Origin of the sequence: Segetibacter sp. 3557_3, assembly GCF_004354985.1 — a bacterium.
Taxonomy (GTDB): Bacteria; Bacteroidota; Bacteroidia; order Chitinophagales; family Chitinophagaceae; genus Segetibacter.
Window position 1 is genome coordinate 32,760 of the sequence record NZ_SMSK01000011.1, and the last position, 12,491, is coordinate 45,250.

Sequence of the window (12,491 nt, forward strand, 5' to 3'; positions counted from 1 at the left end):
ATGCAGCCTGAGCAGCTTACCTGTTCTTTACAGTGTCCTCCTTTTTAGCCCTTAATTGGGCTTTTATTGTATTAGTGAATATGAGTTGGGTTCTATGGTACCCCACCTTCATGTTTAGTTGAAAATCTTCATTCGAAATTTTAATCCCAATCCTTTAATGAAAAAATGATGGGCCACAATGTTGCGGAATGGTTGTGGTCTTATAAAATATGTTAACCGGGTAATCTTCTGTTATTATCCGATTAAATTAAACAAGGCCCTAAGTAGTTATTAAATACTCGAGCTGCTAAACGGTTAAGGAATTAGATTGTCTAGCCGAAGTTGTTTGAACAAGTCATAAAATGAATCCTCGGTTTTTTGGAATACAAGAAAGCCGAGTTTTCTACTTTTAGACATGTCTGTCATAACTTAAATTGGGCGACCTAAATCAAGGTCAGTGTGCCAGGCAGAAGCAAGCTGGTATAGGTTGGGTTCCACCAGATTATATTTATTCGCTATCTCTGTCCATTCAGATTCATACTTTGATAATTCTACCTCTAAAGGTTTAATTTCTCCCTCATAACCGATTGCTCTTAAACCAAAAAACGAGGCAAGCTTTAGCCATAAATCTTTCCATCTGAAATAATCGCCATTAACAATATTGAAGGCTTCGTTATGAGCAGCTTCTGTGGTTGCTGCCCAGATGAGGTGTTTAGCAAGTACCCTTGCATCTGTTACATCAGAAAGTCCTTTCCATTGCGCTTCTGAACCCGGCCAGCGAAAAGGCAGGCCTTTCTCTTTGCAGATCGTTGCATAAACGGCAAGGGTTGTACCCATGTTCATGAGGTTACCAGTTGCTTTACCAATAATGGTATGGGGACGATGTATAGACCAGGTGAAACCACCCCGTGCGGCAGCAGCGTATACTTCATCTTCCTGGGCGTAATAAAAGTTTTCGAGTTTGAGCCGGGGTTGCTCCTCGTTTAAAGGTGTTACAGGCAGAAAGCCGCTTTTAGCATAAGCATCAAAGGGGCCAAGGTAATGTTTAAGACCAGTTACAAGCGCTACATGTTGCAGCGATTTTTTTGGTGATAGAACTGTAAGCAGGTTACGAACCATGGCACTGTTTACCCTAATGTTTTCAGCTTCTGTCTCATTGCGCATCCAACTGGTTATAAATACATGGGTAGGATTAATATCGGCAAGTGCATTTGTAAGGTTATCCACGTCGAGCAAATCAGCAGCTACGGGTTGTAGGTTTGCTATATCATTCTTTGGTCTGCGAGCCAGGCCATAGGTTGTCCACCCATTAGATATAAGTTCCTGGCTTAAGTTATTACCCACAATTCCACTTGCTCCAACAACTAGGGCTATCTTGTTCATAAGTCTTTTGTTGAATTTAGTGCAATGTTCACGCCATCAACAATTTAATGTTGCTGAAATAAGTAAGATCGGTTATTAACAAAAAGCCCGAACGCTTAGAAAGGGCAAACATGGAGAGAGAGTCTCTTTTGCGTATGCCGTCACAATAGCAAGATTATGAATACAGATTGCTTGGTTTATAATTCTAATCGACCAGCTTTATCTTATTTTATCTAATTGAGCTTTTAGCAAACCAGTAAACTGATCTTTAAAGTCCTGACTTAAAAAACTTGACGTAATCATATCCTTCCACTGCTCTTTTGTCCTAATCATTTTATTAAACATGTTTTGTTGTTGTTTGTCGCTAAGCTTTGAATTATTGAACGCAGTTATAAAGTCCGCCTTTTTTATTCTTTTTTTTTTGCCGTTCAAGGTCAAGGCCAGTTCTTCATCATCGGCGCGATTTACCAGTTTTGTCGCAACTAAATCGTAAGCCGGTGAAAATATCATTCCTACACCCGGATCATTTATTAATGAGAAATTTTTTAAATGCATGTCAGCATTACCTGTTATAAAAGAAAACAATACCACTTCAAAAAAATTAATCAAATCTAATCCGGGCGTTGCGGAATATTTTTGAATCGCTTTTGCTATCTGTTCGTAACTCCCATTGTATTTATCTTCTGTAAGCCTTCCCGTTAATTGACACATGTCTTCCATGTGCAACTTGCCTTTCTTTGTCCGATCAATCCTCCTGGTTATATAGGCCAGGTTTCCTGAGCTTAAACGAATTAAGCTATGTGGAACAACTTTGATCCTGGCAATGGCGGCCAGGTGCATAGTAAGGTCTTCTACTTCGGGCAACTCCGGGTAATTAAGGGTGGGCGGTTTCAAGATGTAGTTGCCCCACAACCCTACAAGAGTAAACCTGCCTACTGTATTAGGTCCGTTTGTCGTCGGAAGATTTAGAGAAATCTTGGGCTGAACTCCGGTGACAGTGGTACTTGCCTGTATTATTTTCTGCGCCAATTCCCCTAGTTGATCCTCGTCAAAAGGCAACTCTGGTTGCGAACCTGTTCCAAACATCTTTTTACTGCAAGCAGCATGAAAGTCTAACTCAATAGTAATTAATGGTTTATAGCAGTATAAGCAGCGGCGATTCATTGTTCTTCTATTACTCGATTAACGCTCACAGCACCTATGCAGTCTTTGCAACAAGCCAGCAACAGGCCCATTCTGTCCCGGGGGTTTAGCTTCCAGTTTTTTTCGGCTATGTCCAATAACCAGCCTTCGGGTATTAAACCATCAAAAAAAGGAAATAATATGTTCGAGGTAAATTGGCGATCTTTTATTGGCAGGGTTAAGCTAACCGGCTCAGCGGCTTCTGATTGAAGATATTGCTCATCGTATTGAAAATGATAACCATACTCATCCTGAGTAAGCCAGCCTGCTGTTTTATCATGCATCTTTATTTCTGCCTTTCTCATGCCTGCGGATTTTTATTTGACTCAATTGCGCCTACTTCGTAACCAAACAATTGTAACACCTGATTTACTTTATCCAATCTCAAGGTTTCTTTGCCTTGTTCTAGCTCACGGATAAACCTTAACCCTACACCAGCCTTTTGTGCTAATTCGGGTTGCGTAAGTTTTACCTTACTTCTGCTTAGTTTTACAAATTGGCTCAATTTCATGTGTATACCCGTTCAGGTGTAAAATTAGTCAACTTTCTTTTATTATACCTCATCAGGTATAAAACCTCAGGGTAAACGTAACTTGTAACCGGAGGGGTACAATTTTCAATGCCGGCGATAATTTGATAAAAGTTCAACAATGAATTGCAGAAAAACTAATCAGGATTGGGTTGCCAAAAGTCTAAAACAGGTAGGAGAGTAGTTCTCTATTCAGAGAATGGACATTGGTGACTCACGTCTATTGGTATCAGAACCGGCAGTTTTCAACATTTGTCCGCAATAGCTGCAATTGATTAAAACGGGCAAACCAACGCGAAAAGGAAAACGAACACGATTAAAACAGTCCCCTGTTCAGCGTCTATTAACGACAAAAACCTTTGAAAAAACATGTATCAAATTAGTATCAAACAAAAAGCAGCTATAAACTTTCATTTATAACTGCTTGAGTTCAGTGGGCCCACTAGGATTTGAACCTAGGACCACCTGATTATGAGTCGAGCTTATCATGATAAACAACAATACAATAACACGAAGCAAATACTGTAGAGTGCAGTCCTGTTAAGGCTTTTGGCCAATTCACTTGTTTTTAATTCTTTGAGCTAATGGTTGTTTTGATTGAAAATGTATGCAAATTGTATGCAAATAGAGTTATCTTGCATACACAATGAGTGCAACTACCGCGATCATCCTGGATACTAGAAGACCGTTAAAGGACGGGACATATCCCGTTAAATTGCGGGTAACTCACAATCGAGCACAAAAATATTACCCCACACCTTTCAACTTAAGTAAAGAGGATTTTGAAAAGTCTCAGGGAGGTAAGCCCCGGCATGATTATAAAGACATCTCTTTAAAACTCCAAGCCAACGAAAGAAGGCAGTCGACATTATCAAAGAGCTACAATTATTTACATGGCATGGATTTGAAAAAAAGTTTCTCAACAATAAGGTAGCAATTAGCTCGCTCCATCACGCCTTTGAAGCCTGTTCAAAGGCATTACGCGCGGAGGGAAGGATTGGTACAGCTGTGTCTTATGAGTGTGCGCTAAGCAGCCTTAGTAAGTTTATGCCGGGGGCTAAGTATGCCGACATAACCCCGGAAGTTTTAAGAAAGTATGAAAGGTGGATGCTTGATAATGGGAGCAGCATTACAACGGTTGGAATATATCTACGCGCAGTCCGTGCCATTTTCAATAGCGCGATAGTCGAAGGATTACTCACACAAGAACTTTATCCATTTGGTAAGAAAAAATACGAGATACCTACAGCAAACAATGTAAAAAAGGCACTCACTTTGAAAGACATTGCCTTAATTTACTACCATAAGCCAGAGTCTGGATCTGCTGCAGAAAGGATGAAGGATTTCTGGATATTTATGTATTTGTGTAACGGGATCAATGTAAAAGATATGTGCCTCTTGAAATACGAAAACATCAAGGGCGAAGTACTGGAATTCGAGAGAGCCAAGACCACACGAACAAAACGGAAGGTTGAACCGATCCGGGTTGCACTGGTTGACGATTTAAAACAAATCATTAAAAAGTGGGGTAATCCGCGGTTAGATGGGAGCACTTACATTTTCCCGGTGCTTACCCAGGGCATAACAATCGTTCGAGAGTGGCAGTTGGTTAAGCAGCTTACGGCTGTTATTAATGATCACATGAGAGCAATTACCCGCACCTTAGGCATCGAAGCCGATTGCACAACCTATGCCGCCCGTCATAGTTTTGCAACAATACTTCAGCGAAGTGGAGCAAGTACGGAGTTTATAAGCGAGGCTTTAGGACATAGCAATGTAAAAACTACTCAAAACTACTTAGCAGGCTTTGAGGATGAAAGTAAAAGAGAGACAGTGAAAGCCTTGACAGCTTTTAAGACGGAGGAAAGAAAAAATGTACTATAGTAGCTGTCTTTCCTTAACTGCCACTTAATAATTTGAAAAGTTCTTTGTTAAGATAGAAGTTATCTCTTCCAACTTTTACCTTTTCTAAAATACGAGCAGTAACCAATGTTTCTAAATAACGGATAGATGTACTACGGCTTACCCCCAAATCTTTCTCTACAAATTCTATTTTTGTGTAAGGGTATTTGAATAAATTACTTAGCAGATCCTGGCTGTACATCTTAGGGTAGTCGCTTCGTATTGTTTGTTTAAATTGTTGCATCAGGTTTTTGATACTTGCAATCAGGAACACACTTTCCCTTGCGGTTTGTTCAATGCCATCTAAGACAAACAATATCCATTCTTCCCATTCACCGGTGTCTCTTACCCGTTGTAAAAGGCGGTAATAATCATTTTTATGCTGAATAATATACCTGCTGAGGTAAAGAACAGGCAAATGCAGTAAATTTTTTTGAACCAGGTATAAAATATTAATGATCCTCCCGGTACGCCCATTTCCATCGTAAAACGGATGAATACTTTCAAATTGATGGTGAATAATTGCCATCTTAACCAAATGATCCGCATCCATCATCTCATCATCGTTTATAAACGTTTCCAGATTAGTCATTAAGGTTGAGATAGTGTCAAAGTCCTGTGGAGGAGTATAGATTATTTCACCGGTTTTGTCATTTAATAGCTGGGTGCCAGGCAATTTCCTAAAGCCAGCATTATTTTGCTCAACGACTTCCTGAATTTGCAAAATGTAATTATTTGTTAGTAAACCATGAGTTTTAACCAGGGAAAAGCCTCTTTTTAGTGCTTCCGCATATTGGTGTACTTCTTTAGATGCGGGAGTAACAAATTGGCTGGACAAAAGATTGCTTTGATACACTTCATCGAACGTACTAATAATGTTTTCGATAGCTGAACTTTCTTTTGCTTCTCTTAAAGTAAGTGTTTCTAAAAAAATGTTTTCATTTGGAATACTGCTGATTACGCCTTTGAGTTCAGCTAAAGCTTTGTGGGCCAGAGCAGTTTTACGTAAAACAGCTTTAGTTTCTACATCAGCATCTAAGGGAAGTAACTTGATCATCAGGTTTGACTTACATTCTGTAAACATAAGTCAAAAACAAGCTTTTTTGACTCATTTACTTTCGATTTGAGTCAAAATCTACTATTTTTGATCTACATCAAAACTATCGGAAACAATGTAAAAGCCAATTAAGTCTATTATACCTACCGATTATGGTTAGCCGTGGCAAAACCAATATGAGGTAGTTTATACTGGTAAGACTTAAAAAAACTACCAAGGAGCATCATGAAGCATTACAACGACTTTATAATAAAGCTCCAAACGCTGGACATTAAAATAAGCCTGAAGAGATCAGTTGCCGAAGGTACCCGTGGGGAATTGTCAGTTTACAGCATCAGCCACCAAAATCCGCATTTAAACGATGGTTTCGCAAACGAGTTAAAGGCATTGAGAGAGCTTGCCCTCACAGATATCCTGAACCTGCCAGGCGAACAGATACAACTCCAGTTGCAGCGGCTGGGTGAAGTAAAAGAAAGGTTTAACAAGTTCTGGTACAACTTAAATCATTCCGATGTTCCTATTGGCACCGAACACCTGACCGATCTTTTATTTAGCCTGGACTTAAAAGAGCTTTTCATACTTCCTGCACTATCATTCCAGGATCATGCAAAAGCCGACGTTGATTTTATGCATGATTTAGAGGATACCATCCGGGCCAGGCAGAAAGTATTGGGCCAATTTGAGGAAAGCGTTCTGAAAGTTACTCAGGTACAAAAGTCGCCGGAAAAGCAACTTTTTACTAAACCGATCAAAAAGGAAGAAGCAACACCGGTTTTTAAAAGGGGTATAGCACTGGAGTTTTATGATCTGATAAAAGATTATTTTAAAACCGACCACCAACCACAGCTGCAAAGCCTGCTGATGAAACAGGCAGTTCCCAACGAGCCGCTTGTTTTTAAAAGTAATGGCAACCAACTGGCAGATGCTTTCAAACAGCTATTTGAAGCCAACTTAATTGTAGGTTGCAATAAAATAGAACTTATTAACTGGATACAGGAACACTTTGAATATGTTGACAGGGGTTCAGTTAAAAGCTTCTCCGAAAAGTACCTACTCGACATAATTTCCTCCAACACTAAAATCTGTCAATCCCCGATCTTAAATGTTCGCAAAAAGGATGGACAGTTTGTTATCCTGCTCGAACAAAGAAACAATAGAAACAGCAAAAATTAAGGAGCCTTGCAGGCGGTTTGGGAGTTTAACCCCTTGTAACCCTACTTAGCATCACACTACCATTGCAGTATAAAACAAAAAATGCTGTTATGGATGCACTCACCTTCGATCAATTACCCCAGGCGGTAAGGCAGCTTTATGATAAGCTGACCACAATAGAGCAGTTATTACGGGAAGAAACGAGCTCATCGGAAAAAGAAGATGAACTGTTGACGATTACCGAAGCTGCGAAATTTCTTAATCTCTCCATCCCCACCCTCTACGGGAAAGTCAGTCGCCGGGAAATACCTGTTAATAAGCAGGGTAAACGCTTATACTTCTACAAATCCGAGCTAATCGAATGGATAAAGCAGGGAAGAAAGAAAACAACCGCAGAAGTAAGGGAAGAAACCGACCTATTCCTGGCTTCGCGAAAAAAGAGGTAACCAACAGTATTGCAGTAGAAGCAAAAATAATGATATGAGTTATCTGCGTATTGGTACCATTTACTATAAGAAAGTGCGTAAACCGCTGGCCACCGGAGATTTGGTTGAGTTCCTGGTTCCCTGGTCACCGGAATGTATAAAACAGGATCATGGAAAACATTTCCTTTCTTCGGTTCCAAGGTTTGACGGATTTTGTCTTGTGCCTGGTCACTTGGACTACAAAAGAGAAATTGAAGATTTTTACAATCGGTACCACCCTTTCGTACATCAACCCGCTGCCGGCCATCCAACAAAAATCCTGGTGTTTCTAAACCATGTCTTTGGCGAACAGCTGGATATCGGACTGGACTACCTGAAAATCCTGCTACTCTATCCCATGCAGACCTTGCCCATCCTTTGCCTGGTGAGCTCCGAAAGAAACACCGGTAAAACAACGTTTCTGAATTTTGTCAAAGCTATTTTCTGCGACAACATGACCATCAACAGCAATGAGGACTTCAGGAGCAACTTCAATTCCGAATGGGCACACAAGCTCATTATAGGGGTGGATGAGACCTTTCTTGACCGGAAGGAAGACTCAGAACGGATTAAAAGTTTAAGCACGTCTAAGTATTATAAGATAGAAGCCAAAGGGCAAGACCGCCAGGAGATCGAGTTCTTTGGTAAGTTCATTCTCTGCAGTAACAATGAAGATAACTTCATAATCATTGATCCCGGCGAGATCCGTTATTGGATCCGCCGGCTGCCGCCGCTGCAATACGAAAACACGAACCTGCTGAAGGAACTTAAAAGTGAGATCGCCTTTTTCATTCATTACCTGCTAGAAAGATCTTTTACAACCCAGCGGTCGACAAGAATGTGGTTCCGTCCGGATCAGCTCGCAACCCCGGCTCTCAAAAGAGTAAAGCGCTACAACCACAATAAGCTGGAGGTGGAAATGGCCCAGATGCTCTTATTGATCCTGGATGTAAAAGAAGGCGTGGAAGAGATCTGTTTTAGCTTGTCTGATATCCAGGAGTGGCTGGCAAAAAAAGGTTTGCGGCAAGATGCCGGCACCATTAAAAATGTGCTGCAAAATGCCTGGTGTTTAAAGCCTGCAGGCAATTCTCTCGCCTACCTGCAATACAAGTTTGGGCCAGATGGAAACATCCATGAATTCAATGCCAAGGGGCGGTTTTATTCAGTTGATCAAAAAAGGGTTTTTCAACTCAACAATCTTGATGATTTTGATGCCGGCAGTAGAAGTTGTTAATACTTAGAAGAATATACGCATCAAAACTGTCATCCATTATTTATCAAAAAATACTATTGATGCCGAAATTCAACTGATGGTGAGGGGTTGTTGACAACATAAGGGTTTAATAAACAAGCACGTACAAAGCTTCTCATCAACTCAACAAAAATCACATCATCAGCTGCCCCTCATTTTCCGGGTTGGAAGCAAAGCAATGGGAAGCTGATAAAGTACCTGGAATCTTTTGGTCAGCGGCAGTAGTTTCTTATAGCATCATCGTTGCTATAAGTTTATCGCGCCTTTAGCGCGACTCAGTTCAAAGGCATCGCAAAACGCCACTCAAGGGTTCATGTGCCAGGCCGTTGCGATCTTTTTTTTGATCCTGAAAGTTTTCATCATTTACATAATCACGTAATGAACAGTCAACATATTTCTAACAAGGAATCGAGGCAGGTTGATAAAGTAGAGTACCTCGAAAAGCTCGGCCACCCTCCGAAAAAGATCCGGAACAATGATTGCTGGAAGGGGTCTCCATTACGGCAGGAAAAGGAACCATCTTTTATAATCAACCGGAAATTTAACGCCTGGTACGACCATGGTTTAGGACGGGGTGGCAACCTCGTTGACTTCGGGATTTTGTATCACGATTGTTCTGTTGCAGAACTACTGAAAACACTGCAAGATTCTTTTTCTTTTCACCGCAGATACCGACGATTTAACCGCATCAAACTTTCACACACAAGCCGGTGGATGCCCTTGAATCTAGGATCAAACCCATAGCCGCAAAGCCACTCACACACCCCTCACTTTGCCGCTATCTTGATGAAAGAAAGATACCTTTTGAGATAGCAAATAAGTAGAATTTGAACTCAGCCAACGTAGATATTTTGCCATCGGTTTTGAAATAAATCCGGCGGATTTGAGCTTCAGAACCGGCACTTCAAAGGCAGTAGTTCTCCCAAAGATGTAACACAAATTGGTGCTAGTAACAGCGGCAAAAACCTCGTCGTTTTCGAAGGATTTTTCAACTTCCTTTCCTACCCGACGCTCTATCAAAAAAAGCCCAATCAACTGACAAATTTTCTGGTGCTAAACTCTCTTTTCTTCCTTGAAAAAAGTTGACCGCTTATGGACAAACACGACACAATACACCTGCACGTCAACCGCGATGAAGCCGAAATAAGAAACACCCAGGCAGCCCCGACTGGAGCAGGAAATACCTCGGTCAAAGTCACCTGTACAACAATCACATAGACTTAGCCGACTACTTGACCAATTCTGGCAAAAAGAAAAGCAAGGTTTTCGGCCAGGTAGACATTTGTAGGATTTTTAGGAGCCAGCTATGTTTCGGTTATACCGAAACCCACTGTCTCCCTTCATGCGAGTCGCATTTGGGGATGGTTTTCTCATGCTGCCGCATTCGTTAACCCTGAGGAGAGACTATGGAAGAGCAAGATAAATCCCGGAGAAGTAAGGGCGGACGGCCCGGAAAAGAGGTGAAAAGAGAAGCACTGCTGGGCGTGAAGTGTACCAAAACTGAAAGGTTTGTCATAAAGGCGAAGGCCGAAAAAGCGCAGCTGACTGTTTCAGAATATCTACGTCAGATGGGTATCAACGGGAAAATTGACATGCTCAAAAGAGCACTTCCCCCGGAAGTTTTACGGCTCACGGGAACCCTAAATCACATGGCTGCAAACCTCAACCAGATCGCCAAAAAACGGAACAGTTTTGAGGAACTGAATGCAATTGAAAGGGCAGAATTACAGTACCTATCCGGGCAGGTTAAGCAGCTCGCAATTGACATTAAAAACTACCTCCAATGATAGGCAAAGTCACTATAGGAAAGTCCTTCGCCGGTTGTATAAAATATTGCCTGAACGATAAGATACAGGAGCCCGATATCGAGCCGGTAATGAAGAACCGCGCAGAGATCATAATGTTCAATCAATGCTATGGAAACGAGAAAGAACTAGTGCAGCAATTTAACGATGTGAGGCGGTTGAATGCAAAACTCTCAAAGCCGGTTTTGCATATCACGTTAAGCCTCGCCCCGGGTGAACAATTAAGCAAGGACAAGCTGATGGAAATGAGCCAGGCATGTGCAAAGGAATTCGGTTTTGAAAACAACCAGTATGTGGCCATTGAGCATCGCGATACCCTTCACCGGCATATACACATTGTAGCTAACAGAGTGGGCTATGATAAACGAACTGTAAGCGACAGCAATAGCTATAAAAAAGTAGGGGATTACTGCCGCAAAATGGAGCAGCGATACAACCTGCAACGGGTGCAAAGCCCACGAAGGTTTTTAGCCAAAGAACAGAGAAGTACACCAAGGCTTGATCAGCGAAAAGAGCGATTAAAGGAGGAGATCCGCCAGGCTCTGTGCAAGTCTAACACCTTCGAGCAGTTTGAACGGCAGATGAAAACCTATGGATACACGATTAAAAAAGGGAGGGGAATTTCTTTTACCGATGAAAAGAAAGTAAAGGTCAAAGGCAGCGAGCTGAACTATTCTTTGCAAACAATCGAGCGTTTGCTCGACAGGAAACAGCTCCACCAGTCGGAGCAATCCCGAATTAACTCACCCGTAAATTCAAATCTGTTCCAAATGCAACCAATCAGGCAAGAGCCAGCAACTGCCGGAAGAAATAATGCTTCAAAAATGTTAAACCAGCTTCTTAAGCCGGAAGGAAACCAGGAGCAATTAGACCCCCACCTGGTAAAGAAACCACGACAAAAGAGAAGGCGTTCACAACATTTGTAGACAACATCTAAAAAGTGTGACATGGAAAGTGAGATTATTCAAACCGTACTGGCCGAAGTGCTGGATGAACTGAAAGAGGTGGAACAACAACAGGTGGAGCTTATAAAGGGGCTCGCAGCGCTGGCGGGCAGAATGGAAACTTTTTGACCAGAAGTTATCCAACATAAAGGTTACAGCACCTCCGGTCAACACCGTGCCTATACAATTAACCATGGCAAATGGGATAGACAAGTTGGCCGCTATCATCGAAGCGCAACCGAAAAACATAGTAAAACAGTTCCGAATCCTGCTTTTCCCTGAACATGGCGCACGGGAATATTACAAGGTGGTTTTCGGGAGAGTGCTATTTTGGATGATGATTCTGGTGACGGCCACTTACCTGTTTTCACTTGGAAGGCAGTTTATTTTTAGCTGGACCTACACCAAAGAACAGGAAATGGCTGCTAACCATTATAGGAAAGTGTGGCAGGTGATATATAACCAGGAAAGTAAAAGTGGTAAACGGAAAATGGATACTGTTTGGAGTAAGACTTGGTAGTCTCGTGTTCATAGTAACTATTGTTTACGCAAATGCAAAGATCTATTTAGAAATGTTCCGTGATCTTTATAGAGTTGCCTGATACAGATTATCCAAATTATGGTTAAGGTGCTTGCCTACATCAATATCCTGCTATATCTTTCGAAAACATTAGAAAAGAAAGTATCTCTAGTTTTACAGTGATTTTTTTTCACTTGCAAACTTCCTTATCTGATTTTGCATTGCAACTTTAGATGTTCTCAGTTTTTCAATAGAAGAAGGTACAGGGGGTATTATAACCTAGGAGATCCAGTAAGTGTACCTGAGGAATAGCAGACCTTTCTATTTATTGAACCGCCTATCA

The 12,491-nt window shown here is 41.4% G+C and carries 14 protein-coding genes; 9 read left to right on the forward strand and 5 right to left on the reverse strand.

Annotated features, from left to right (window positions below; translation table 11 throughout):
* Window positions 1-408: 408 nt before the first annotated feature.
* From EXU57_RS15870 to EXU57_RS15885, 4 genes are all read right to left on the reverse strand, one after another.
* Complete coding sequence (locus EXU57_RS15870) at window positions 409-1,362, reverse strand: SDR family oxidoreductase (protein WP_207955501.1); 954 nt, start codon at window positions 1,360-1,362, stop codon at window positions 409-411.
* Between the two features lie 198 nt (window positions 1,363-1,560).
* Window positions 1,561-2,505, reverse strand: a complete 945-nt coding sequence (locus EXU57_RS15875; RefSeq protein ID WP_133269221.1) for a HipA domain-containing protein — start codon at window positions 2,503-2,505, stop codon at window positions 1,561-1,563.
* Window positions 2,502-2,828, reverse strand: coding sequence for a HipA N-terminal domain-containing protein (locus EXU57_RS15880; RefSeq protein WP_133269222.1), 327 nt, complete (start codon window positions 2,826-2,828; stop codon window positions 2,502-2,504). Before EXU57_RS15880 ends, EXU57_RS15875 begins: the two co-directional genes overlap by 4 nt.
* Window positions 2,825-3,034, reverse strand: coding sequence for a helix-turn-helix transcriptional regulator (locus EXU57_RS15885; protein WP_207955502.1), 210 nt, complete (start codon window positions 3,032-3,034; stop codon window positions 2,825-2,827). Before EXU57_RS15885 ends, EXU57_RS15880 begins: the two co-directional genes overlap by 4 nt.
* Window positions 3,035-3,698: 664 nt before the next feature.
* Between EXU57_RS15885 and EXU57_RS25910 the strand changes: the two genes are divergently transcribed.
* Window positions 3,699-3,986 (forward strand): Arm DNA-binding domain-containing protein, encoded by a 288-nt coding sequence (locus EXU57_RS25910; RefSeq protein WP_133269224.1) that lies wholly within the window; start codon window positions 3,699-3,701, stop codon window positions 3,984-3,986.
* 2 nt (window positions 3,987-3,988) lie between these two features.
* On the forward strand, window positions 3,989-4,936 hold the full coding sequence (locus tag EXU57_RS15895; protein WP_262708563.1) for a tyrosine-type recombinase/integrase: 948 nt from the start codon (window positions 3,989-3,991) through the stop codon (window positions 4,934-4,936).
* 13 nt (window positions 4,937-4,949) lie between these two features.
* Here the strand turns inward: EXU57_RS15895 and EXU57_RS15900 are convergent, their stop codons facing one another.
* On the reverse strand, window positions 4,950-6,011 hold the full coding sequence (locus tag EXU57_RS15900) for a Fic family protein (RefSeq protein ID WP_133269225.1): 1,062 nt from the start codon (window positions 6,009-6,011) through the stop codon (window positions 4,950-4,952).
* Window positions 6,012-6,236: 225 nt separating this feature from the next.
* Here EXU57_RS15900 and EXU57_RS15905 point away from each other — a divergent pair, with 225 nt between their 5' ends.
* The 7 genes from EXU57_RS15905 (at window position 6,237) to EXU57_RS15930 (ending at window position 12,148) form a co-directional block, all read left to right on the forward strand.
* Window positions 6,237-7,184: a hypothetical protein gene (locus EXU57_RS15905; RefSeq protein ID WP_133269226.1), complete on the forward strand. Its 948-nt coding sequence runs from the start codon at window positions 6,237-6,239 to the stop codon at window positions 7,182-7,184.
* A gap of 89 nt (window positions 7,185-7,273) precedes the next feature.
* Entirely contained in the window at window positions 7,274-7,609 is a 336-nt protein-coding gene (locus EXU57_RS15910; protein ID WP_133269227.1) for a helix-turn-helix domain-containing protein, read from the forward strand.
* A gap of 34 nt (window positions 7,610-7,643) precedes the next feature.
* A complete protein-coding gene (locus EXU57_RS15915; RefSeq protein ID WP_133269228.1) occupies window positions 7,644-8,861 on the forward strand; it encodes a primase-helicase family protein in 1,218 nt (405 codons plus the stop codon).
* Between the two features lie 1,424 nt (window positions 8,862-10,285).
* Window positions 10,286-10,666: a plasmid mobilization protein gene (locus EXU57_RS15920; protein WP_133269229.1), complete on the forward strand. Its 381-nt coding sequence runs from the start codon at window positions 10,286-10,288 to the stop codon at window positions 10,664-10,666.
* Complete coding sequence (locus tag EXU57_RS15925) at window positions 10,663-11,610, forward strand: relaxase/mobilization nuclease domain-containing protein (protein ID WP_133269230.1); 948 nt, start codon at window positions 10,663-10,665, stop codon at window positions 11,608-11,610. The genes EXU57_RS15920 and EXU57_RS15925 overlap by 4 nt, the downstream gene beginning before the upstream one ends.
* A 21-nt stretch (window positions 11,611-11,631) precedes the next feature.
* Entirely contained in the window at window positions 11,632-11,757 is a 126-nt protein-coding gene (locus EXU57_RS25780; RefSeq protein WP_262708561.1) for a hypothetical protein, read from the forward strand.
* Between the two features lie 64 nt (window positions 11,758-11,821).
* Window positions 11,822-12,148 (forward strand): hypothetical protein, encoded by a 327-nt coding sequence (locus EXU57_RS15930; RefSeq protein ID WP_133269231.1) that lies wholly within the window; start codon window positions 11,822-11,824, stop codon window positions 12,146-12,148.
* Window positions 12,149-12,491 lie beyond the last annotated feature (343 nt).

Excerpts from the sequence above, each read along its gene's own strand:
- EXU57_RS15870 (WP_207955501.1), bottom strand. The coding sequence starts at position 1,362 with ATGAACAAGATAGCCCTAGTTGTTGGAGCAAGTGGAATTGTGGGTAAT.
- EXU57_RS15875 (WP_133269221.1), bottom strand. The coding sequence starts at position 2,505 with ATGAATCGCCGCTGCTTATACTGCTATAAACCATTAATTACTATTGAG.
- EXU57_RS15880 (WP_133269222.1), bottom strand. The coding sequence starts at position 2,828 with ATGAGAAAGGCAGAAATAAAGATGCATGATAAAACAGCAGGCTGGCTT.
- EXU57_RS15885 (WP_207955502.1), bottom strand. The coding sequence starts at position 3,034 with ATGAAATTGAGCCAATTTGTAAAACTAAGCAGAAGTAAGGTAAAACTT.
- EXU57_RS25910 (WP_133269224.1), top strand. The coding sequence starts at position 3,699 with ATGAGTGCAACTACCGCGATCATCCTGGATACTAGAAGACCGTTAAAG.
- EXU57_RS15900 (WP_133269225.1), bottom strand. The coding sequence starts at position 6,011 with ATGATCAAGTTACTTCCCTTAGATGCTGATGTAGAAACTAAAGCTGTT.
- EXU57_RS15905 (WP_133269226.1), top strand. The coding sequence starts at position 6,237 with ATGAAGCATTACAACGACTTTATAATAAAGCTCCAAACGCTGGACATT.
- EXU57_RS15910 (WP_133269227.1), top strand. The coding sequence starts at position 7,274 with ATGGATGCACTCACCTTCGATCAATTACCCCAGGCGGTAAGGCAGCTT.
- EXU57_RS15915 (WP_133269228.1), top strand. The coding sequence starts at position 7,644 with ATGAGTTATCTGCGTATTGGTACCATTTACTATAAGAAAGTGCGTAAA.
- EXU57_RS15920 (WP_133269229.1), top strand. The coding sequence starts at position 10,286 with ATGGAAGAGCAAGATAAATCCCGGAGAAGTAAGGGCGGACGGCCCGGA.
- EXU57_RS15925 (WP_133269230.1), top strand. The coding sequence starts at position 10,663 with ATGATAGGCAAAGTCACTATAGGAAAGTCCTTCGCCGGTTGTATAAAA.
- EXU57_RS25780 (WP_262708561.1), top strand. The coding sequence starts at position 11,632 with ATGGAAAGTGAGATTATTCAAACCGTACTGGCCGAAGTGCTGGATGAA.
- EXU57_RS15930 (WP_133269231.1), top strand. The coding sequence starts at position 11,822 with ATGGCAAATGGGATAGACAAGTTGGCCGCTATCATCGAAGCGCAACCG.